Annotated in this window: 18 protein-coding genes; 3 read left to right on the top strand and 15 right to left on the bottom strand. The window is 59.2% G+C overall.

Going from position 1 to position 20,594, the window contains the following annotated elements; genetic code table 11:
• Positions 1-152 precede the first annotated feature (152 nt).
• The 7 genes from E1297_RS27890 to E1297_RS27860 all read right to left on the bottom strand — a co-directional run bounded on the left by E1297_RS27890 (position 153) and on the right by E1297_RS27860 (position 8,159).
• Positions 153-1,316, bottom strand: coding sequence for an iron-containing alcohol dehydrogenase (locus E1297_RS27890; protein ID WP_155144009.1), 1,164 nt, complete (start codon positions 1,314-1,316; stop codon positions 153-155).
• Positions 1,317-1,370: 54 nt separating this feature from the next.
• Positions 1,371-2,759 carry an aldehyde dehydrogenase family protein gene (locus tag E1297_RS27885; RefSeq protein ID WP_155144008.1) on the bottom strand — a complete coding sequence of 463 codons (1,389 nt, stop codon included), beginning with the start codon at positions 2,757-2,759 and terminating at the stop codon, positions 1,371-1,373.
• Positions 2,760-2,819: 60 nt separating this feature from the next.
• Positions 2,820-4,187 carry a glutamine synthetase family protein gene (locus E1297_RS27880; protein ID WP_155144006.1) on the bottom strand — a complete coding sequence of 456 codons (1,368 nt, stop codon included), beginning with the start codon at positions 4,185-4,187 and terminating at the stop codon, positions 2,820-2,822.
• 75 nt (positions 4,188-4,262) lie between these two features.
• Positions 4,263-5,312 (bottom strand): TRAP transporter substrate-binding protein, encoded by a 1,050-nt coding sequence (locus tag E1297_RS27875; RefSeq protein WP_155144005.1) that lies wholly within the window; start codon positions 5,310-5,312, stop codon positions 4,263-4,265.
• Between the two features lie 132 nt (positions 5,313-5,444).
• Positions 5,445-6,767 (bottom strand): TRAP transporter large permease subunit, encoded by a 1,323-nt coding sequence (locus E1297_RS27870; RefSeq protein WP_155144003.1) that lies wholly within the window; start codon positions 6,765-6,767, stop codon positions 5,445-5,447.
• A complete protein-coding gene (locus E1297_RS27865; RefSeq protein WP_155144000.1) occupies positions 6,767-7,363 on the bottom strand; it encodes a TRAP transporter small permease subunit in 597 nt (198 codons plus the stop codon). Before E1297_RS27865 ends, E1297_RS27870 begins: the two co-directional genes overlap by 1 nt.
• The gene (locus tag E1297_RS27860; protein WP_155143998.1) at positions 7,356-8,159 is read right to left on the bottom strand and encodes an N-formylglutamate amidohydrolase; all 804 of its coding nucleotides are present in this window, start codon (positions 8,157-8,159) and stop codon (positions 7,356-7,358) included. The genes E1297_RS27865 and E1297_RS27860 overlap by 8 nt, the downstream gene beginning before the upstream one ends.
• Before the next feature lie 158 nt (positions 8,160-8,317).
• Here E1297_RS27860 and E1297_RS27855 point away from each other — a divergent pair, with 158 nt between their 5' ends.
• Positions 8,318-9,187: a MurR/RpiR family transcriptional regulator gene (locus E1297_RS27855; RefSeq protein WP_155143996.1), complete on the top strand. Its 870-nt coding sequence runs from the start codon at positions 8,318-8,320 to the stop codon at positions 9,185-9,187.
• A 46-nt stretch (positions 9,188-9,233) separates the two neighbouring features.
• Here the strand turns inward: E1297_RS27855 and E1297_RS27850 are convergent, their stop codons facing one another.
• Complete coding sequence (locus E1297_RS27850; protein WP_155143995.1) at positions 9,234-9,446, bottom strand: cold-shock protein; 213 nt, start codon at positions 9,444-9,446, stop codon at positions 9,234-9,236.
• 551 nt (positions 9,447-9,997) lie between these two features.
• Between E1297_RS27850 and E1297_RS27845 the strand changes: the two genes are divergently transcribed.
• Complete coding sequence (locus tag E1297_RS27845; RefSeq protein WP_244327915.1) at positions 9,998-10,291, top strand: BA14K family protein; 294 nt, start codon at positions 9,998-10,000, stop codon at positions 10,289-10,291.
• 42 nt (positions 10,292-10,333) lie between these two features.
• Here the strand turns inward: E1297_RS27845 and E1297_RS27840 are convergent, their stop codons facing one another.
• From E1297_RS27840 to E1297_RS27815, 6 genes are all read right to left on the bottom strand, one after another.
• The gene (locus tag E1297_RS27840; RefSeq protein WP_155143991.1) at positions 10,334-10,795 is read right to left on the bottom strand and encodes a YaiI/YqxD family protein; all 462 of its coding nucleotides are present in this window, start codon (positions 10,793-10,795) and stop codon (positions 10,334-10,336) included.
• Positions 10,792-12,015, bottom strand: coding sequence for a TIGR03862 family flavoprotein (locus E1297_RS27835; protein WP_155143989.1), 1,224 nt, complete (start codon positions 12,013-12,015; stop codon positions 10,792-10,794). Before E1297_RS27835 ends, E1297_RS27840 begins: the two co-directional genes overlap by 4 nt.
• A gap of 83 nt (positions 12,016-12,098) precedes the next feature.
• Positions 12,099-12,884 carry a glycosyltransferase family 2 protein gene (locus tag E1297_RS27830; protein ID WP_155143987.1) on the bottom strand — a complete coding sequence of 262 codons (786 nt, stop codon included), beginning with the start codon at positions 12,882-12,884 and terminating at the stop codon, positions 12,099-12,101.
• A 95-nt stretch (positions 12,885-12,979) separates the two neighbouring features.
• The gene (locus tag E1297_RS27825) at positions 12,980-14,644 is read right to left on the bottom strand and encodes an alpha-glucosidase family protein (protein ID WP_196223422.1); all 1,665 of its coding nucleotides are present in this window, start codon (positions 14,642-14,644) and stop codon (positions 12,980-12,982) included.
• 264 nt (positions 14,645-14,908) lie between these two features.
• A complete protein-coding gene (gadC, locus tag E1297_RS27820) occupies positions 14,909-16,465 on the bottom strand; it encodes a putative glutamine/gamma-aminobutyrate antiporter GadC (RefSeq protein ID WP_155143985.1) in 1,557 nt (518 codons plus the stop codon).
• Positions 16,466-16,862: 397 nt separating this feature from the next.
• Positions 16,863-18,200 carry a glutamate decarboxylase gene (locus E1297_RS27815; RefSeq protein WP_196223421.1) on the bottom strand — a complete coding sequence of 446 codons (1,338 nt, stop codon included), beginning with the start codon at positions 18,198-18,200 and terminating at the stop codon, positions 16,863-16,865.
• A 450-nt stretch (positions 18,201-18,650) separates the two neighbouring features.
• Between E1297_RS27815 and E1297_RS27810 the strand changes: the two genes are divergently transcribed.
• Positions 18,651-19,817 (top strand): acetyl-CoA acetyltransferase, encoded by a 1,167-nt coding sequence (locus E1297_RS27810; RefSeq protein ID WP_155143981.1) that lies wholly within the window; start codon positions 18,651-18,653, stop codon positions 19,815-19,817.
• Between the two features lie 61 nt (positions 19,818-19,878).
• Here the strand turns inward: E1297_RS27810 and E1297_RS27805 are convergent, their stop codons facing one another.
• On the bottom strand, positions 19,879-20,382 hold the full coding sequence (locus E1297_RS27805; protein WP_155143979.1) for an invasion associated locus B family protein: 504 nt from the start codon (positions 20,380-20,382) through the stop codon (positions 19,879-19,881).
• Between the last annotated feature and the right edge of the window lie 212 nt (positions 20,383-20,594).

The following is a 20,594-nucleotide window of genomic DNA, read 5'->3' as shown; positions in this document are numbered from 1 at the left end:
AAGCCATGGGATGACGGATGATGGGGAGGTCTTGCCTGATCAACCCGGCGGTTTTTACGCCCGGCATGAAGCCTTCAAACGCAGGTTTCAAGCGTGTCAAAACAGAAAACGGGGCCGGTCGGCCCCGTTTTGCCATGAGCTTTGCGGGCCGGTCAGAGCGTTCCGGAAAGCGCCTTGTCGAAGATCTCCAGCGCGCCTGCCTTTGTCAGTTCGACCGGGTTGCCGCCGGCGGTCGGGTCGACAATTGCCATCTCGGCGATCAGCTCGCGTTTTTCGGCACCCACATTAAGACCGGCGAGCGTGTGCGGCACGTCGAGATCGGCGCGCAGTGTCAGGACCGTGTCGAGAACGCCCTGATAGCCGCCGGAAATCCCAAGGAACCCGGCGAGACGCTCGAATTTCTGTTCGATGGCCGGGCGGTTGAATTGCAGCACATAGGGCATGAACACGGCATTGGTCATGCCGTGGTGGGTGTCATAAAGCGCGCCGACCGGATGGGACAGCGAATGGATCGCGCCGAGCCCCTTCTGGAACGCGACCGCACCCATGGCCGCCGCACTCATCAGGTGGCCGCGGGCTTCAAGGTCGGAACCGTCGGCGGCAACCTTTGGCAGGTTCTGAAGCACCAGCCGGATGCCTTCCAGCGCAATGCCTTCGGACATCGGATGATACATCGGCGCCGAATAGGCCTCCAGACAATGGGCGAGCGCGTCCATGCCGGTGCCGATGGTGATCATGCGCGGCATCCCGGCGGTCAGCTGCGGGTCGCAGATCACGGTCACGGGCAGCATCTTCGGATGGAAGATCACCTTCTTGGTGTGGGTCGCCTCGTTGGTGACGACGCCCGCGCGGCCGACTTCGGAGCCGGTTCCCGCCGTCGTCGGCACCGCGATGATCGGGGCAATGCCTTCCGGGTCGGCGCGGGTCCACCAGTCGCCGATGTCCTCGAAATCCCAGATCGGCCGGGTCTGGCCGGACATGAAGGCAATCAGCTTGCCCGCATCAAGGCCGGACCCACCGCCAAAGGCAATCACGCCGTCATGGTTGCCTGCCTTGTAGGCGGTTACACCTGCGGTGATGTTGCTGTCGACCGGGTTCGGCTTGACGTCGGAAAAGACGGCGGCCTCAAGACCGGATGCCTTCAGGCTGTCAATGGCATCGGACACCATCGGCAGGGCGGCAAGGCCCGGATCGGTGACCAGCAGCGGGTTCTTCATGGCCGAGGCCTTGACCACCTCGGGAAGCTCCTTGATCCGGCCGACACCGAAACGCACGGAGGTCGGGTAGGACCAGTTCACGGAAGGAGTTGAGCTCATGGGACTATCATTCGCTAGAGGGAAAATTGGAGCAGAAACGGGTCAGTGGCCGGGTCAGTGCTCGACCCGGAAGTGATAGGATTTCGGCCGGGTCAGGTTGTGGAAGCCGATCTCGGACAGGGCGGCCCCCTTTCCGGTTTCCTTGACGCCGGTCCACACCAGCGCCGGATCGAGATAGTCGCAGCGGTTCATGAACACGGTGCCGGTCTCGATCCGGTCGCCAAGCCGGGAGGCCGCGTCCACGTCCTGGGTCCAGATCGAGGCGGTCAGGCCGTAGGGGCTGTCATTCATGAATTGCAGCGCTTCCGCATCATCCTTGACCTTCATGATGCCGACAACCGGGCCGAAGCTCTCCTCGCGCATCACCGACATCTGGTGATTGACATTCGTGAGCACCTGCGGGGCGAGATAGGGCGTGCCGTCCTTGCTGGCGGCAAAGGCGTTGACGTCGAGATGGGCCTTCGCCCCCTTGCGCAGCGCCTCGTCGGTCTGTTCGCGCACCCAGGCGGCAAACCGGGCCTGCGCCAAGGGCCCGAGCGTCGTGTCGGGGTCGAGCGGATTGCCGAGCCTGTACTGGCTGGCGAGGTCGACAAAGCCTTCGACGAACCGGTCATAAAGGCTTTCATGGACATAGACGCGCTCGATGCCGCAGCAGCACTGGCCGGAATTGTAGAATGCGCCGTCGACCAGATTTTCAATCGCGTACCCCAGATCGGCATCGGCCCGGACATAGGCCGGGTCCTTGCCGCCGAGTTCAAGGCCAAGGGTCGCGAACGTACCGGCCAGCGCCTTTTCAATGACACGGCCACCGGCAACGGACCCGGTGAAGTTGACGTGATCGATCACGCCGGAGCCCAAAAGCTTTTCAGTCCCCTCATGGGTCAGCACGATGTTCTGGAACACGCCCTTCGGCAGCCCGGCAATCTCGAACGCCCTGGCAAGCCTTTCGCCAACCAGAAGCGTTTGCGCGGCATGTTTCAGGATGATCACATTGCCCGCCATCAATGCCGGCATGATGGTGTTGATCGCGGTCATGAACGGATAGTTCCAGGGCGCGATCACCATGACGATGCCAAGCGGTGTCCGCTTGAGCGTGCGCTTGAAGCCGGGCTTGTCCGTGCGTTCGATATCGGCAAGAGCCGTTTCAGCGGTCTTGGCACAATATTCGGTGCGCTCGACCGTGCCGCCCAGTTCGCCGCCATACCGAACCGGCCGTCCCATCTGCCAGGCCAGTTCCGGCACGACTTCGTCGTTCATTGCCTTCAGCGCGTCGAGCGCCTTGAGGCAGAGCGCGACGCGCTCGGCAACCGGCACGGCAGCCCAGTCCGGCTGGGCCCGGCGGGCGTCCGCGACAACCCGGTCGACCGCGGTGCCGTCAAGGGCGGGACGTTCGGCATAGACCGACCCGTCGATGGGGGAGATTAACTTGATCATATCTGACATGTGACACCTCTTGTCGCTGCGTCCCGGCGCAGTCTTTTTAGGCAGGCTGATGGGGGTGTTCTAGGCGCGTTCAAATCCGCGCGCGACCTCGTAATCCGTCACCGCGCGGTCAAATTCCTCGATTTCCCATTCGGCGGCGCGGGCATAATGGTCAATCACCGCGTCCCCGAAGGCGTCGCGCAGCATCGTGGAATTGATCAAGGTGTCCCTTGCATCGCGCAAGGTGCCCGGGATTTCGCGGGCGCTGCTTGCTTCATAGACATCTCCGGAAGCGGGCGGGGCGAGATCGAGCTTCTCCTCCAGTCCCTTGATCCCGGCGGCGAGCTGGGCGGCCAGCGCCAGATAAGGGTTCAGGTCCGAGCCGCCGATCCGGCATTCGACCCGGAGCGCCCTGGTGCCTTCCCCGCACAGGCGGAACCCGGCCGTGCGGTTGTCGACCGACCAGACCGTCTTGGTCGGCGCGAAGGTGCCCTTCTGGAAACGCTTGTAGCTGTTGATGTAGGGGGCCAGGAAATAGGTGTAGTCGGGGGCATATGTGATCAGACCGGCCATATAGTGGCGCATGGTGTCCGACATGCCGTAGTCGCCGGACGCATCGCAGAACGCATTGTTCCCGTCGGCCGTCCAAAGCGACTGATGAATATGGGAGGACGAGCCGACCTTGTCCCTCCGCCATTTGGCAAGGAAAGAAACCGCGCGGCCCTTGGCCCAGGCGATCTCCTTGACGGCATGTTTGGAAATCGTGTGGTAGTCGGCGCAGTCAAGCGCCGCCGAATAGCGGATGTTGAGCTCTTCCTGACCGGTTTCCGCCTCGCCCTTGCTGTTTTCGACCGGAATCCCGGCGGCATAAAGATGGTTGCGCACCGGGCGCATCACCTCTTCCTCCTTGGTGGTCTGGAGGATGTGATAGTCTTCGTTATAGGCGGAAATCGGCTCCAGATCGCGGAACCCGGCCTTGCGGATCTCGTCAAAGCTCTTTTCGAACAGGAAGAACTCCAGCTCGCTCGCCATCATGGGCGACAAGCCAAGTTCGGCAAGGCGCGCGATCTGCTTCTTCAACAGCGTGCGGGGCGCATGCGGCACTTCTTCATGGGTGTGATGGTCGAGAATATCACAGAGCACCATGGCCGTTCCCTCAAGCCAGGGGACGGGGCGCAAGGTCGTCAGGTCCGGCTTCATGACATAGTCGCCATACCCGCCCGCCCAGCTGGTCGCGGCATAGCCCTCGACGGTGTACATCTCCAGATCGGTTGCGAGCAGGTAGTTGCAGCAATGGGTTTCCCGGTAGGCGCTGTCGATGAAATGCCGGGCGTGGAACCGCTTTCCCATGAGACGTCCCTGCATGTCGACAACGCAGGTCAGGACCGTATCGATCTCGCCATTCTCAACGGCTTGCTTGAGGCCGTCGAAGGTCAGGTTTCCAGCCATGGGGAAGTGTCCGCTTTGTTCTTGGTCAAATAAAAAGACCCGGTCCGGGGGGCCGGACCGGAAGTTGGGCTACACTCAGGTGTATCGGTAGGGCCGTCCAGCCTTTTGCATGTCCGAGTTGTATTTCTTGAAGATTTCAACGACTTTCGCCTTGGTCGGCGATTCGGCCGCAACCTCGTCCCAGAAGGCAAGGGCCGCGGTTTCGACGCTGGCCCATTCCTCGTCCGGGATCGTGGTCAGTTCCATCTTGGTGCCGTTGACGCGCAGGGCTGCCTCGCCGCCCCAGTACCACCACTGGCGATAATAGTGGGAGGCGTCCATGGCGAGCTGGAGCATGGTCTGCAGATGCGGCGGCAACTCGTTCCAGCGTTCCATGTTGGCGAAGAACGACCCGCACCACGCGCCGGAAATGTTGTTGGTCAGGAAGTAGTTGGTCACATCCGCCCAGCCGACTGTGTAGTCCTCGGTAATGCCCGACCAGGCAATGCCGTCCAGCTCTCCGGTCTGAACCGCGACCTCGATGTCTTCCCAGGGCAGGGTGACGGGCACGACACCGAACTGGCTCATGAACCGGCCTGCGGTCGGGAAGGTGAAGACCCGCTTGCCCTTCAGGTCGGCCAGGCTGCGGATCGGGTCCTTGGTGGCGAAGTGGCACGGGTCCCAGGCACCGGCGGAGATGTGCTTGACGCCGACCTTGGCGTATTCCTCTTCCCAGATTTCCTTGAGGCCGTACTGGTTGAACAGCACCGGCACGTCGAGCGAATAGCGCGAGGCAAACGGGAAGTAGCCGCCAAACACCGTCACCTCGGTCGGCGAGGCCATGGAGTCGTCATCCGACTGGACCGCATCGATCACGCCGCGCTGCATGGCGCGGAACAATTCGCCGGTCGGAACCAGCTGGTCGGCGAAGAACAGTTCGATTTCCATTTGGCCGTTGGCCGCCTGATTGAAGGCGTCGATATGCGGCTTGATCACGTGTTCTGCAAGGGCCGGTCCGGCATAGGTCTGCATGCGCCACTTGATCGGCGTCTGGCCGTGGACGGCTGGCGCGGCAAGGGTAACGGCCCCTGCTGCGGCTGCGGTTCCCACACCGGCTTTCTTCAAAAAATCACGTCTGCTGGTCATGTTGGAGTACTCCCCTCTTGCTGGTTCATGCTGTTCCCCGGTTCTGGTGCCGTTCCGGCTTGTGTTTCAGAACCCTGTCTGTCGTGCTTTTTCCTCCGTTTGAATGCTTGTCCTGTTTGCCCGCTGAAGTTCTCAGAGCCCGTAGACCGTGTGCGGCAGCCACAGGGCGATTTTCGGAAAGGTGATGACAAGCGCGAGTGCCAGCAGCATCACCATCACGAAAGGGGTGATCGAGCCGTAAATGTCGCGCATCGTGATGTTCTTGGGGGCCATGGCCCGCATCAGGAACAGGTTGTAGCCGAAGGGCGGGGTCATGTAGGCGATCTGGGTGGTGATCGTGTAAAGCACGCCGTACCAGACCAGATCGAACCCGAGTGCGCCGACCAGCGGCACATAAAGCGGCGCCACGATGACCAGCATGGCCGTGTCGTCCAGAAACGTTCCCATCAGCAGGAAGGACAGCTGCATCAGGATCAGGATCAGCCACGGATTGAGACCGAGCTGTTCGGTGAACAGGTTCTCGATGGCCTTGACCGCGCCGAGGCCGTCGAACACGGCTCCAAAGCCAAGGGCGGCCAGGATGATCCACATGAACATGCAGGTGATGCCAAGGGTCTGCTTCAGGCAGGTCTGGAACACCGCCCAGGTCATGCGCCGTTTTGCGACCGCCGCCAGAAAGGCGGTGAGGGCGCCGATGGCGGAGCTTTCGACCAGACTGGTCCAGCCGTTGACAAAGGGCACCATCATGGCGGCAAAGATCACCAGCGGCAGCAGGCCGGACAGGAGCAACCGGTATTTCCCGGAGCGGCTGATATTGCGCTCGTCCTCGCTCAGGACCGGTCCCAGATGCGGCTGGAACTTGCAGCGGATGGCGATGTAAAGCACGAACAGGCCTGCCATCATCAGGCCCGGAACCACACCGGCAAGCCAGAGCTGACCGACCGGCTGGCGGGCGATCATCGCATAAAGCACAAGCACGACCGAAGGCGGCACCAGAATGCCTAGCGAGGAGCCTGCCTGAATCACACCGGTCACCATGCGCTTGTCATAGCCGCGCCTGAGCAGTTCGGGCAGCGCAATGGTTGCGCCGATGGCCATGCCCGCGACCGACAGCCCGTTCATGGCCGAAACCAGAACCATCAGGAAGATCGTCCCGATGGCAAGGCCGCCGCTGAGCGGTCCCATCCAGACGTGGAACATCTTGTACAAATCGTCGGCGATGCGCGATTCCGACAGGACATAGCCCATGAAGATGAACATGGGCAGGGTCAGGAGCGGGTACCATTTCATCAGCTTCATCGAAGCGGAGAACGGGATTTCCGATCCGCCCGTGCCCCAAAGCGCCAGGGCTGCAATGGCCGCAACCCCGCCAATTGCGCCGAACACACGCTGGCCGGTCAGAAGCATCAGCATCATCGATGCGAACATGAAAAGAGCGATCATCTCGTAAGACATCAGATCTCTTCTCCCTGAAGGCGGGCAATGTCCTTGATCAGTTCCGAAACGCATTGCAGCAGCATCAGGAAGAAACCGAGGATCATCACGAATTTGATCGGCCAGAGATAGGGCCGCCAGGCGGTCGGGCTGCGCTCGATATATCCGATCAGCTCGGACGCCCTGGACGGGCCACCGGTCACGAAGGCGAGGATAAGGTCCTTGAAAAAGACGAAGGGCTCCATGCCGAAATAGCCGAGCGAGTAAGCCGTCGAGCCGACCGCGCCATAGAGCAGGATCCCGAGATAGAAGATCAGCAACAGGACCGTGAACGCGTCGAACCAGGCCTTCTTCTTGTGTGACCACTCGGCATAGAACAGATCCATCCGCACATTCGAGCCCATCTGGATCGAGTAGGGACCGCCGAGCACGTAATAGGTCACCATCGCGAACTGGGCGACTTCAAGTGTCCACAGCGACGGGTTGAAGAAGGTCTTGGAAATCGATGACCACAACAGGATGCCCGCCATGACCAGAACGCCATACATGATGATCCGGCCTAGGCCGCGATTGAACCCGTCCACCAGGGCAACATAGGTTCGCGCGGCCTTAAGCATGGGCCTCTCCTTGCCGCGGCTCTCCGGCTTTGGCGGCCGCGAGTGCTTCGCTTAAAACCGCAGCCAGCTTTTCGCCCCAGAGGCGTTCCTGTTCGGGTCTTGCTACTTCGTCATTGCGGATTTCGATCATCAGCGCCTTGAGGCCCCGATCCTCGCCGTGGCGCCTGAGCGTGTAATAGACCCCGTCACGGGGGGAATAGGGCGCGTTGTCGCCGACCGTGAGTGCGGGATCGCGCCGCAAGGCCTCAAGGGCCGGAAAGGCGAGGGAGGCGTCCCGGTCGTAGATCAGGCCGATCTCCCATTGCCGACGAATGCCCTTGTAGACCGGTGTGTAGGTATGCACTGAAACAACAACGGTTTCGGTCCCTTGCGCCAGACGGTCATTGATCAGCTGCTCGATTGCGCCGTGAAAGGGCGCATGAGCAAGAGCAATCCGCCGGGCGCGCTCCTCGCGGGAGAGGTTCACGTTTCCGGGGATTTCGGTCCGTTCGCTGAGCGCGGGGATCAGGTCATGGGCTGCCGTATCACGATTGCAATCGATGACCAGCCGCGAGATGGTGGAGTGGACAAGCGGCGCGTCGAGAAGAGCGCTCATGTGCAGGGCGGTGCCAAGGGCACCAGGGTCCCATGCGATATGGGCCTGCTTGTCCGCCACCGAGAGGCCGAGTGTCTGGTCATAAGGGGACGGCAGGCGGTTGCTGGCATGGTCGCACACCAGCACGAACGGGCTATTCCCGCTCTCATTCACCAATGCGACCGGCGCAACCGGGCCGCTCGTGGATTTGCCAGAGTCCATGAATATCTTCCCCTCAAGCGATTACGGAGCTGCATCCCGATTTGTATTTTTTGTTACAGGATTGCAGTCAAAGCGTAACCTTGTATGATTTGATACAAAGACGGCGGGGAAGTCAAACACAATCCTTGTCAAAAAAGGCAATGCCGGGAGAACACACCATGCAACGGCCGCTGGTGGAGGAAATTCGCGAGAGACTGGAAGAGTTTACCGTAACGGAAAAAAAGGCGGCGCATGCCCTGCTTGCTAAATATCCGGTTCAGGGCCTGGGCACGGTTGCGCAATTCGCGGAAGCCGCCGGTGTCAGCTCGCCGACAATCCTGCGATTTGTCGCCCGGTTGGGATTTTCAGGCTTTGCCGCGTTTCAGGAACGCTTGCGCAAGGAGCTGGACAGTCAGCTGAATTCGCCGCTTGCCCGCAGTGCCGCCATGCCCCGGCAAGCCGGAGGCGATCCGCAGGTTTCGCGGATGGTCGACAATCTGCGGGAGACCTTTGCCCATTTGCCAAAGGGCGAGATTGACGGGCTGATCAAGCTGCTGGCGGATGACAAGCGGACGGTTCACCTGATCGGGGGCCGGTTTACCGATGCTTTGGCGCGTTACATGGCAGCGCATTTGCGCATCGTGCGCTCCGACGTGGTGCATATTGCCGGGCAGCAAGGCAATTGGCTGGACCAGCTGCTGGCCATCGGCCCGCGGGATGTGGTGGTGGTGTTCGACATCCGCCGCTATCAGGCGGAAATTATCCAGTTTGCGGAAGCGGCTGCACGCAAAGGGGCGGCAATTGCGCTGATCACCGACAGCTGGATGTCACCGATTGCCCGGATTGCGGAATTTGTGCTGCCGGCGCGGGTGGCTGTGTCTTCACCCTGGGACTCGTCCCTCGCCCTGATGGCGATCGCGGAAGTCCTGATCACCGGTGTCACCCAGCTCAATCCGGAGCGCAGTCAGGCGCGGATGCGGGAGCTGGAGACCCTGCGGAACGCGCATGATCCTGTCTCGCAGACTGCGGATCGCGGGTTCGACATATAAAAAACGCCGGCGCAAACCGGCGTTTTCATCATCAGCTGTCTGAAAATCAGACGAGCTCGAGCTGCGCGGCCTGCTTGCCACGGCCACGGCGATCGTCTTCAGCGATGAAGGAGATCTTCGCGCCTTCTTCCGGATTGGAGATGCCGGCCTTTTCGAAAGCAGTGATGTGGACGAAGACGTCCTTGCCACCGTTTTCCGGCGTGATGAAACCGAAACCGCGGTCGTGGTTGAAGAACTTGATTGTGCCGTTCTCGCGCATGGAGAAACCTTCCGTTTTGAATGCGCGCCGACGAAACCGTATCGCCGACGCTGGTAAACGAGCAATCAGTTAGATACGGAAAAGCTTCGAAATTCAGAGCAGACCGGGTTGCACCTCAATCTACCGAAACCAATTCTTTGCCGGGTCTATTTCATGTCCCGCTCGGCCGAACGGGCCGATAGCGCGTAAGGTAGGAGGTAGCAGGCCCTCTGACAAGCGATAGTTTATGTCTTTCGTGAATATTCATCGGCATTGTAAGAAATTGTGCCGTTTTTTCGCCGTAATTTGTTTTTTTGCCTGTATTTTCTGTCATGATTTCAAGCAGAAACATGCCAAATATATCCAGTTTTGAATGGTTTGATGCTCTGATATTGCGTCAGGGCCATTCTGACGACCTAGGCCACATTTTCCTTCTAGACTGCCTTCGGCGAAGCTTCCTTCAACAAAAAGGGGGCGTTTGCCGCTGAAGCCAAGGGGAACGTGACATGGTCGGGAAAACCAGAACTGCCGCTGCGGTCATTGCCGGTATTGCCGGGATAGCCACCACATTGATGCCAACAGAATCCGTGGCCCGGAACGGGTGGAACACGGGGGCTGCCATTGCGGGCGGTTTTGCGGCCGGAGCCATCGTCGGATCCGCGCTTGCTGCACCGCGCTACGCTGCCCCGCCTCCGCGCTATAACTATGCACCGCCGCCGCGCTATGTTGCACCGGCGCCGGTCTATTACCGGCCTCAACCCTGGACACCGGCCTGGTATCAGTATTGTTCGGGCAAATACCGGTCGTTCAATCCGAACACCGGCTATTATCTGGCCTATTCGGGTAACTATCGTTTCTGCCAATAGGGACGTTGGCGGCGGCAGGTCGCTTCGTCCGGGGCGCCCCGTTCAGCCGTCTGATGCGATCCGTTTGGCCGCCCGCATGGTGGTTTCAAGCTGGTTGAGAAACCGGGAGCGGTCCGCCTTTGTGAAGGCCGGGCCGCTTTCGCGGATTTCGCCGATCTCCCGCAAATGCGTGTTGAGATCGCGCATCGCAAGACGCATGCCGATGGCATCTTCCCGGAACGGCTTGCCCGTGGGCCCAATCACCAGGGCACCGGCGGCCACGCATCTTGCGGCGAGCGGCACGTCCGCCGTAACCACGACATCGCCCGTTCCTGCCCGTTCGGCGATCCAGTTGTCGGCCTCGTCCGGACCGTCCGGCACGATCACCCGTTCGACAAGATCGCTGTCCGGCAGACGCATGTAGCTGTTGCTGACGAAAAGGGTCTGCACGCGGTGCCGTTCGCCGACACGCACCGCTTCTTCCTTGACCGGACAGGCGTCGGCGTCGATGAAAAGGCGGGTCATATGGGCAACTCCATCTGTTCACCGGCAAGATAGGCGTGAATGCCGTTGGCCGCCGCATAACCGGTCGCAAAACAGGCCTGAAGCAGGTAGCCGCCGGTTGGGGCTTCCCAGTCCAGCATTTCTCCGGCTGCGAACACCCCCGGGTGCCTTTTCAGCATCATCCGGTCATCAAGTTCGGACAAGGCAATGCCGCCCGCGCTGGAAATTGCCCGGTCGATTGGATAGGGCGAGTTTGTGCGCAGCTTCACCGACTTCAGCTGGCGGGCAAGCGCGGATGGTTCCGAGGCAAGCACGGAGGTTTCCCGGGCCAGGGCGATTTCCGCCGGCGACAATTTCAAGGCCTTGCGCAAGAAGGTGGTGACCGACTGCTTGCCGCGCTGTTTTGACAGCCTCTGCGCGACCTGATCAGGGTTCAGATCGGGCAGGAGATCAATTTTCAGATCGCAATGGCCTTCGGTCTCGATCATGTTGCGGATCTCCGCCGACAAGGCATAGATGACGCCGCCTTCGAGCCCCTTTCCCGACAGGACGGCCTCGCCCTTGACCGTCCGGGAGCCGACCGTCAGGCCGATCCGTTTCAACGGGGTTCCGGCAAATTTTTCGCTCACAAACGGTGTCCAGCCAATTTGAAATCCGCAATTGGCCGGTTTCAATGGATGGACAGCAACCCCAAGGCCGGTCAGGGCCTCTGCCCAGCGGCCGTTTGAGCCGAGCTTTGCCCAGCTTGCACCGCCGGTGGCAAGAAGGGTGCTGCGGCTCTGGATGGCCTCGACCGCTCCGTCCGCAGCTTCGAGCTGCGCGATACCGGGCTTTGGAAATCCGAGCCACGTTGTCCGGGTTCGGAATTCGACACCTCTGGTTTCAAGCCGCTTCAGCCATGCCCTGAGCAAGGGAGAGGCCTTCATGGCCTTCGGAAACACCCGCCCGCTTGTGCCGGCAAAGGTGTCTGCACCAAGCGCATCGCACCAGGTTCGCAAGGATTCGGGCGGGAACGCCTCGATCAGCGGTGCCAGAAACGCTTCGGCCTCGCGGTATCGCGGCAAAAAGGCGTCGAGCCCTTCACTGTGGGTCAGATTGAGGCCGCCACGCCCGGCCATCAGAAACTTGCGGGCAGGGGACGGCATGCGGTCGATCACGAGGACCGTGTGTCCGATTTCGCTTAGTCGGTCGGCGGCGAACAGGCCTGCGGGCCCCGCGCCTATAATCAAGGTGTCCAGCATGGGGCTCTTATAGACAACCGCCTCGAAGAAACATACTGCCTTCGTGGCTCCTGACCCCAGACAAAACAGGCCGGGCTTGGGCTTTAGGAGCTCCGCTCTTTCACCAGATCGGTCTGGTAGGCCTTGGCGACACGCAGAAAGCGCGAATGGGCGTAGTTCATGGCAAGGATCAGGCCCCACCAGCCATAGCGCCAATAGCGGCGGAAGACATATCCCTTGACGAAGGAAAGCGGGAACTCGGTCAAAAGGCGCAGCCGTGGTATGCTCCGTCCGCGCATTTCCATGTCCTCGACCTGCATGTTGGAATAGCGGTTGTATTTGAAGACCTGAAAATCCAGAGACTTGAGCGACCGGTGTGCCATGATCCCGGACAGGTTCGCGATTTGCGCCCCTGCCTCCGGCCGGACCGTGTCATGGACGGTGGACTGCGAAAAGCGCCCCTTGCGCCGGTCGTATAGCCGGATCTGGTGATAGCCATAGGCCCAGGTGGCCGGTTCGTGCTCGTGGGCAAATGTATCGCGGATCATCACGCGCCATCCGTCCGCGTTCCGGTAGGACCCGTCGGCGAACCTGGCCTTGATTTCCGCAGCCAGGCCGGGTGTGACCTCTTCGTCCGCATCCAGATTCAGAAGCCAGTCGTTGCGGCACTGATCTTCGCCGAAGCGTTTTTGAGGGCCGTAACCGGCCCAGTCATTGTGCACAACCCTTGCGCCGAGACTTTCTGCGATCTTGCGTGTGTCATCGCGGGAGCCACTGTCGATCACCACCACTTCATCGACCCAATCCCGCACGCTTTCGATCGGTCTTGAAATGCGGTCCGCTTCGTCCTGGGCAATGATGAAGACAGACAGGGGCAGGCGCTTGGTCATTTGTATTTTGTCTTGTTGGGAAGCACGGCTCTGCGCCTTTTAACGATATCGCATCGAAAAAAAAAGCAGCGCCGGACAACGGGGCCGGTTTGGTCCTATCCCACACGTCCGAAATAGGCATCAAGGCCGTTCAGATGGAGTGTCTCGCCAGCTGATTGACCAGTGAAACCAGGGGCTTCCAGAGACAGAGGCGTCATCCCGGGAAGACGAATTGTCGCGGCTTCATCCGCCAGGTTGAACGCGCAGAGGACGGTTTCACCTTCCAGTTCGCGAAGAAACACAAGCGTTTCCGCGGGGCTGTCCAGAAACCGGATGGCGCCCGTCTTGAGTGCCGGCTGATCCTTGCGCCATTTCAAGAACGCGCCTGTCCTTGCAAGAACGGACGCCGGATCCCCGGCCTGTGTGCTGACCGGCCGCTCCCGATGTTCCGGAGCCACCGGCAGCCACGGGTCCCCGGTTGTGAAGCCCGCCCGTGCGTCGTCACCGGTCCATGGCATCGGGGTCCGGCATCCGTCCCGGCCCTTGAACCTCGGCCAGAACCGAATTCCGTAAGGATCCTGAAGCTTGTCGAACGGCACATCGGCTTCGGTCAAACCCAGCTCTTCGCCCTGATAGATGCAAGGTGTTCCGCGCAAGGACGTCACCAGCGCCAATGACAGCGGGGCAAAACGGTCCTGCTGCAGGCCTTCGCCCCAGCGGGTCGCCACGCGCACGACATCGTGGTTGGACAGCGCCCAGCTCGGCCAGCCCGAACCGATGCCGTTTTCCATGCCCTCAATGGTGTCGCGGATATAGGCGGCGGACCGTGCGGTCGACAGAAGGTCGAAACTGTAGGCCATGTGGATGCGTTTGCCCGCTTCCGTGTAGGCTGCCGTGGTCTTGATGACGGCACGATCGGCTCCGATTTCCCCGACCGATGTTGCTCCCGGATAGGCATCAAGCAGTTCCCGGAGGCGTTCGAGAAACCCGAGATTTTCCGGCTGGGTCTTGTCATGGAGATGGAGCTGGAAGGCATAAGGGTTGCTGGTTTCGACGCCCGTGAGTGTTGCACCGGCCGGGAGCGGCGGGTTGTCGCGCAAGTGCCGGTCGTGAAAATAGAAATTCACCGTATCGAGCCGGAATCCGTCGACCCCGCGATCCAGCCAGAACCGGGCAGCCTCCAGAACAGCGTCCTGGACGTCAGGATTATGGAAATTCAGGTCTGGCTGGCTGGCCAGAAAATTATGCAGGTAATATTGGCAGCGGACGCTGTCCCACTCCCAGGCCGGGCCGCCGAAGATTGACAGCCAGTTGTTTGGAGGCGTGCCGTCGGGATTTGGTTCGGCCCAGACATACCAGTCCGCCTTCTGGTTGTCGCGCGAGCTGCGGCTTTGCCGGAACCAAGCGTGCTGGTCGGATGTATGGGAAATGACCAGATCAATGATGACACGCAGGCCTCTGGTGTGGGCCTCCCGCAGCATCTCGTCGAAATCGGCCAATGTTCCAAACATCGGGTCGACATCTTCATAGTCGGAGACATCGTAGCCGAAATCTGCCATCGGGCTTGTAAAAAACGGGGAGAGCCAGATCGCGTCGACCCCGAGACCGGCAATATAGTCGAGCCGGCTGGTCACACCTTTCAGGTCGCCGATGCCATCGCCGTTGGAGTCTTGAAACGAGCGCGGATAGATCTGGTAGATGACGGCGCCCCGCCACCAATCCTGATCGCCCGGCATGTCTGCGGACACGGTGCGGCTATCGATGGCATCCAATACGCTCATGGGCTCCCTCCTCGTGGTGTGGAATTGTTTCTCAATCGCCTTCCAAAGCGCTTTGAATGGCTATCTGCATTGTGCCGGATGGTCAAGGGGCAGACACCTAACGAAAAAGGCCAACCTCGCGAGAGGTTGGCCCGTGCCTAATAAAAAGTGCCTGAAGTAACGCTTGTTTTAATACAAGGACGCGTAGCTCATGGAGATGACAAGAATGTGAAATAGAATTCAATACTTGTTCCGGAGTTGCTTGGTCTGGCTGTTTGAATTTGTTTATGAGGAAGATTTAAAATCGGATGTATTAGTATTAATATCGCTGTCAATTTGTGATGTGCCCTGATTTGTTTCCCAGGTAAATGGCTCGAAATCACTGCCTTCGACACGCCACTCGGGACGGCGCAGGGCGAAAATGACAAAGGGAAGGGCGACAAAAAACGCTGTACCGGCAATCAGCAGCCACACATAAACCACCGGGTTGCCGACAGAAAACTGGCTTGGCGGGACGAAGGACAGCAAGAAGGCCACGAGGGAGCCGGTAAAGCCCAGACTGGCGAAAACGAAAAGACCGTACCTGCCGCCGGGAACCCGGTACGGACGCGGTGTATCGGGCTGCGAAAATCTGAGCCTGATCGCTGCGGCGAACATCAACAGATACATCACCAGATACAGTGTGACGGCGAGTTCGTTCAGGATTTGATAGGTGATTTGCACGGAAGGCAGAATGACGAAGCCCATGGCAAGGATTGTCACGATACCGGCTTGAATCAGCAGGAGTTTGACCGGAGCACCAAACCGGTTGGTGTTCTGCATTGAAGGCGGAAGGAAGCCCGCCTTACCGACTTCAAGCATGCCCGCACTCGGGCCGGCCATCCAGACGGCCACGGTTCCGAATACGCCGATTGCAAGCATCACCGCAAGAACGGGGGTAAGCCAGGCAGCCCCGAAAAAATGGAAGAGCTTGTCGTAGGCAATAATCATGCTCTGAACGAGATTGATGTCCTTTTGCGGGATGATCATCGCAACGGCGAGCGTGGACAAGACATAGATCACGACTGTGGCAAGAGCCGCGATCAAAACGGCAATCGGAAAGTTCCGCAAGGGATTCCGGACCCGTTCAACGTGGATGGCATTGACTTCGATCCCGCTGAAATAGAGCAGGATTGAAGATGCCAGAACCAGATTGCTGAAATGGGTCATGTCCGGAACAAGGTTGCTCCACGAGAAGGTGACATAACTCGTGCCGCCGGAGAAAAAATAGGACACGCCCAGGCCGATAATGAGCGCTGCCGGGATGATGGTCCCGATGACGCCACTCCAGGTGATGACCGGTGCAAACAGGCCGGCACCGCGAAGGGTGACGAAAGCTGCAAGCCAGTTCATTGCGATCACCACGCCTGCTGTATAGAACCGGTTCGCAGACAGCGCCTGGTCAGCCGCATGATGGGGCCCCGTGAAGGCAAGGGAGGCGGCTGCAAAGGTCAGGATCGAGGGAAAGAAGATCGTCACCTCGATCCAGACAAGAAAAATGGCGAGAAACGCAAATCGCGGCCCGAACGCTTCACCTACCCATCGGAAAACGCCGCCGCGATGGGGCCAGGCAGTGGCAAGCTCGGCGGAAACCAGTGTGACCGGGATCAGAAGAAAAACGGCGGCCAGGACGTAGAAGAAAACCGAGGTCAGTCCGTATTCGGCACCTGCAGCTGTTACGCGAAGACTGACCACAGCGGCAATATTCATTATGGCGAGGGACCAAACGGAAATCCTGGCCTGGCTGCCGGGGCTGCCTTCCGATTGGCGGTCGAGCGACCGGTTATCAGAAATCTTGTACATCATTGCCTCAATGAGGAGTTGAGATTTCGCGATAATCCTGCTGAAGACTGATGCTTCAAATCGGGAAGGTGTGAGCCGAAATGTTATTGTTTTTGCATCCTTGCCGAATTTTTTATTTCAGTCTACGCCTCATGGGCTTAGAGAAAAATGACCATGAATGGTCTGAACGCTGGTTCTGACTTTTGCGTGTAGTAGACATTGGCTGCAGGCCAAACTCCTGCAGCGTATTGGCACGTTCATTCAATTCATGCCCGGATTCGATTGGGGCATGGGGCATTTTAAAGGTTTCAGCAAATTTCAGGACTGTCCCCAACAGAACCACTTGGACGCGGGACAAGCATCCGTGCCGGTGTATCAAAGTGCCATGACGTTGTGCCGGCTCCTTCAGCGCGGGCGGCTATTTCGTCAACTCGTTGACGGACGCATTGAGGTCAGAGAGAAATTCCTGTGCCAATTCAAATGTCATCCCGTGACGGATCGTAAGCCGCATCGTCTTTCGATGCGGCATTGACCCGGTGAGGTCGAATGCCGGAACATGCCAACCACGCGTCAACAGGGCGTCAGACAAGTCGGACAGGTTGAATGCTGGGTGTTGATCCTGGCTGATCTGAAAGCTGACGGCCGGAATGCCCGACAATGGGTCGCCAGTGTGCAAGAGTTTGAACAAGCCGAGGCTTTCGATCTCGGCAGAGACATGGTTTGCAACCTCGTAGCATGACAGTTGGATTTGCCGATAACCGTCGCGTCCCAAGCGTTTGAACAGATAGTACTGGCTGAGGACCTGACCGGCGGGACGCGAAAAACACAAGGATACAGATGCAACCGATCCACCGAGATAGGGAACCGAAAAGCCATAGTCGTGCGGAAGGTCATCGGCTGTCCGCCACAGGATCCAGCCAAGGCCCAAGGGAGCCAGACCATATTTGTGTCCCGAGGCCGAGATGGACTTCACCCTTGGCAGTCTGAAGTCCCAGACAAGGTCCGGGCTGCAGAAGGGTGCGAGAAATCCGCCTGATGCGGCATCGACATGAATGTCGATAGACAGGCCTTGTTTTCGTTCCAGCCAATCCAGAGCGTCCGAAAGAGCGGCCACAGGCTCATAAAGCCCGGTGAAGGTCACGCCGAGCGTTGGCACCACGCAGATCGTGTTTTCATCGACAGCTTGTAGCATGGAGTCCGGGTCCATGACCAATCGCTCCGGGGTCATGGGAATCTCGCGTTTCTCGATCTCCCAGTACTGGCAGAACTTGTCCCAGCAGGTTTGCACCGGGCCGCAAACGATGTTTGGTTGTCCGGGCGAAATGCCCTTGGCTTTCTGGCGGGCTTTCCAGCGCCCCTTGGCCGCCAGCCCTCCCAGCATGCAAGCTTCTGAGGACCCTGTTGCCGAGGTCCCGACAACAGTCCGGAGGGATGGGGCATTCCATAATTCGCCAAGCATCTGTATGCAGCGCCGTTCAAGTTCAGCTGTGCGCGGATAGTTTTTTGAATCCGCAAGATTTCGGAAAATTGCCGTGTTCATCAGCGAATGAAGTTCATCTCCGCCCTGGGTCTGGCAAAATGTAGCGAGATTGCGGTGAGGGTTTCCATCCAGGGCAAGTTGGGTTTCGACATGCTGAAGAGCCTCTTGCGCGCTGAGTTGAACGTCGGGAAACAACGGCGCGTCCCCAGGTTTGAACAGGTCTGCCAGAGATTGCGTTCGATCGTGACTTGATTGAAGGGCGAGGGCGGTTTTCATCAAACGCTCCATTCGGCTTCACAAGATCATGTGGCCATGCTGTAAAACCGGTGCTCAATATGGTTCGCAGCTGGCACGCCTTCGGGACCGGACTGTCAGGCCGAGCCTCATGGATAACAATCAGGAAACGAGGGTGGTCAGCGTGACGGTTTGTGACGGACGATAAAACTTCTTTTGCTTGAAGTGTTGACAAGAGACCGAGATGGCTCCGCTCAGTCGCATGTATCCATATCTAGTCATGCTTCCGGCTTGGTGCTCAAGAATACTTGGATTATTAACCAATTGTAATATAAGTAAAAAAAGGAATATATTGACGATCAGGTCAATTACTGGTTGCTTGGGCGCCAAGGTTTCGGGGCATCGCGGTCGCCGCAATGGCCTCGAAGATTTGGCATCATAACAGATTTCCTGATCGGGACGCTGGCTTGGAAACAAAGCAGGAGAGGTGACATGACCGCAGCAATGGTGGGGTGGGCGCATTTGCCGTTTGGCAAACACGCGGATGAAACGGTTGAGAGCATGATTGTTCGCGCCGCGCGCGATGCAATTGAAGATGCAGGCGTTTCAGCCGAGGATATCGACGAGATCGTGCTTGGGCATTTCAACGCCGGCTTCTCCCGGCAGGACTTTACAGCGTCGCTCGTGCTGCAGGCTGACGATGCGCTGCGCTTCAAACCTGCCACCCGGGTCGAGAATGCGTGTGCCACCGGGTCTGCTGCCGTCCATCAGGGGGTGCGGGCGATCTCTTCGGGTGAGGCGCGGTTTGTGCTTGTGGTCGGTGTCGAACAGATGACCACCACGCCGGGACCGGAAATCGGCCAGAACCTGCTGAAGGCCTCCTATCTGAAGGAAGAGGGCGATATTCCGGCCGGATTTGCCGGTGTCTTCGGCCAGATTGCGGACGGCTATTTCCAGAAATATGGCGACCAGTCCGATGCGCTGGCGCGGATTGCGGCCAAGAACCACAAGAACGGTGTTGCGAACCCCTTTGCGCAGATGCGCAAGGACCTGGGCTTTGAGTTCTGCCGCGCCGAAAGCGAGAAAAACCCGTTTGTCGCCGGACCCTTGAAGCGGACGGATTGTTCACTCGTGTCCGATGGCGCAGCGGCGATGGTTCTGACCGATCCGGCAACTGCGCTTGGCATGAAAAAGGCCGTGGCGTTCCGGTCCATGTCGCATGTGCAGGATTTCCTGCCCATGTCGAAGCGTGACATCCTCAAGTTCGAGGGCTGCTCCAAGGCCTGGGGCGAGGCGCTGGGCGATGCGGGGCTGGCTCTTGATGATCTCTCCTTCGTGGAAACCCATGACTGCTTCACCATCGCCGAGTTGATCGAGTATGAAGCCATGGGCCTGACCAAAGAAGGCGAAGGCGCGCGGGCTGTTCTTGAAGGCTGGACCGAGATGGACGGTAAACTGCCGGTCAACCCGTCCGGCGGATTGAAGGCCAAGGGACATCCGATTGGCGCTACGGGTGTTTCCATGCATGTGCTGACCGCCATGCAGCTGACAGGTCAGGCGGACGGCATTCAGGTCAAGGATGCCGAACTTGGCGGGATCTTCAACATGGGCGGCGCGGCTGTCGCCAACTATGTCTCCATCCTGCAGGCGATGAAGTAACGCGTCCGGCGCGTTCCCTTTTCCGGCGGCCTTGTGCCGCCGGTCCCGTTCCGGCTGCTGCCTATTGAATGGCGTTGATTGCGCGGGTAAAGCCTTGCAGCGGAACATCAATCGTTTGCCGCCGTTCCGGCGCAGGTGCGAAATCCAGCTGCAGCACCGTGCCGGCCTTCATGGCGTCGATGAGCTGGTTGTCGGCGGTGATCGTGAGAAAACATCCGCGTGAATCACAGCTGGCGATGTCCAGTTCGCGGTATGGCGTGCCGTCGACAGCGAGTTTGATTTTTCCCGGCAGGTGGAAGCCGAGCGGGGCCTGTATCCGCATGACCGGGGCAGCGTTCCGGGGCGGGTAGACAATGTCGATCTTGAAGACAAGTTGCCGGGATTCGGCTGTGAGGACCCGTTGCGTGGTTTCGCAGGTCAAGGTCTGAGGTGCCCGGGAAGGGCCGCTGCACCGGGTTTGCCAGTAGTTGGTCTCATTGCCCGCTTGTTGGGCTTCTGCGGCTGGAACAAGGGCAAGGATCGGCACGACAGTCGATAAGAGAACGGCGAATTTTCTGAGAGGCATGAAATGCGGTCACTCCTTTGACGATAAAGCGTTCTTGATCATACATCGGATTGCCCCTGCGGAAAGATCTTGCGGGGAATTGGTTTCAAATCCGCCTCATTCATCGGCTTACAGGCGCGCGGTTCTTTAACCGTCGCCCGGGACAGCGCAAAAATTGAACTGGGAATCGATGCTGGCTGCTGTTCACGAAAAACTATTTCGTTATCCGTGCT

This window comes from Roseibium sp. RKSG952 (assembly GCF_009711355.1).
Note: the sequence above shows the minus strand (reverse complement) of the source record. Positions and strands in the feature narration are given on the sequence as shown.

Coding starts and splice junctions, on each gene's coding strand:
- E1297_RS27890 (WP_155144009.1), bottom strand. CDS start 1,316: ATGAGCTCAACTCCTTCCGTGAACTGGTCCTACCCGACCTCCGTGCGT.
- E1297_RS27885 (WP_155144008.1), bottom strand. CDS start 2,759: ATGTCAGATATGATCAAGTTAATCTCCCCCATCGACGGGTCGGTCTAT.
- E1297_RS27880 (WP_155144006.1), bottom strand. CDS start 4,187: ATGGCTGGAAACCTGACCTTCGACGGCCTCAAGCAAGCCGTTGAGAAT.
- E1297_RS27875 (WP_155144005.1), bottom strand. CDS start 5,312: ATGACCAGCAGACGTGATTTTTTGAAGAAAGCCGGTGTGGGAACCGCA.
- E1297_RS27870 (WP_155144003.1), bottom strand. CDS start 6,767: ATGTCTTACGAGATGATCGCTCTTTTCATGTTCGCATCGATGATGCTG.
- E1297_RS27865 (WP_155144000.1), bottom strand. CDS start 7,363: ATGCTTAAGGCCGCGCGAACCTATGTTGCCCTGGTGGACGGGTTCAAT.
- E1297_RS27860 (WP_155143998.1), bottom strand. CDS start 8,159: ATGGACTCTGGCAAATCCACGAGCGGCCCGGTTGCGCCGGTCGCATTG.
- E1297_RS27855 (WP_155143996.1), top strand. CDS start 8,318: ATGCAACGGCCGCTGGTGGAGGAAATTCGCGAGAGACTGGAAGAGTTT.
- E1297_RS27850 (WP_155143995.1), bottom strand. CDS start 9,446: ATGCGCGAGAACGGCACAATCAAGTTCTTCAACCACGACCGCGGTTTC.
- E1297_RS27845 (WP_244327915.1), top strand. CDS start 9,998: ATGCCAACAGAATCCGTGGCCCGGAACGGGTGGAACACGGGGGCTGCC.
- E1297_RS27840 (WP_155143991.1), bottom strand. CDS start 10,795: ATGACCCGCCTTTTCATCGACGCCGACGCCTGTCCGGTCAAGGAAGAA.
- E1297_RS27835 (WP_155143989.1), bottom strand. CDS start 12,015: ATGCTGGACACCTTGATTATAGGCGCGGGGCCCGCAGGCCTGTTCGCC.
- E1297_RS27830 (WP_155143987.1), bottom strand. CDS start 12,884: ATGACCAAGCGCCTGCCCCTGTCTGTCTTCATCATTGCCCAGGACGAA.
- E1297_RS27825 (WP_196223422.1), bottom strand. CDS start 14,644: ATGAGCGTATTGGATGCCATCGATAGCCGCACCGTGTCCGCAGACATG.
- gadC (WP_155143985.1), bottom strand. CDS start 16,465: ATGTACAAGATTTCTGATAACCGGTCGCTCGACCGCCAATCGGAAGGC.
- E1297_RS27815 (WP_196223421.1), bottom strand. CDS start 18,200: ATGAAAACCGCCCTCGCCCTTCAATCAAGTCACGATCGAACGCAATCT.
- E1297_RS27810 (WP_155143981.1), top strand. CDS start 18,651: ATGACCGCAGCAATGGTGGGGTGGGCGCATTTGCCGTTTGGCAAACAC.
- E1297_RS27805 (WP_155143979.1), bottom strand. CDS start 20,382: ATGCCTCTCAGAAAATTCGCCGTTCTCTTATCGACTGTCGTGCCGATC.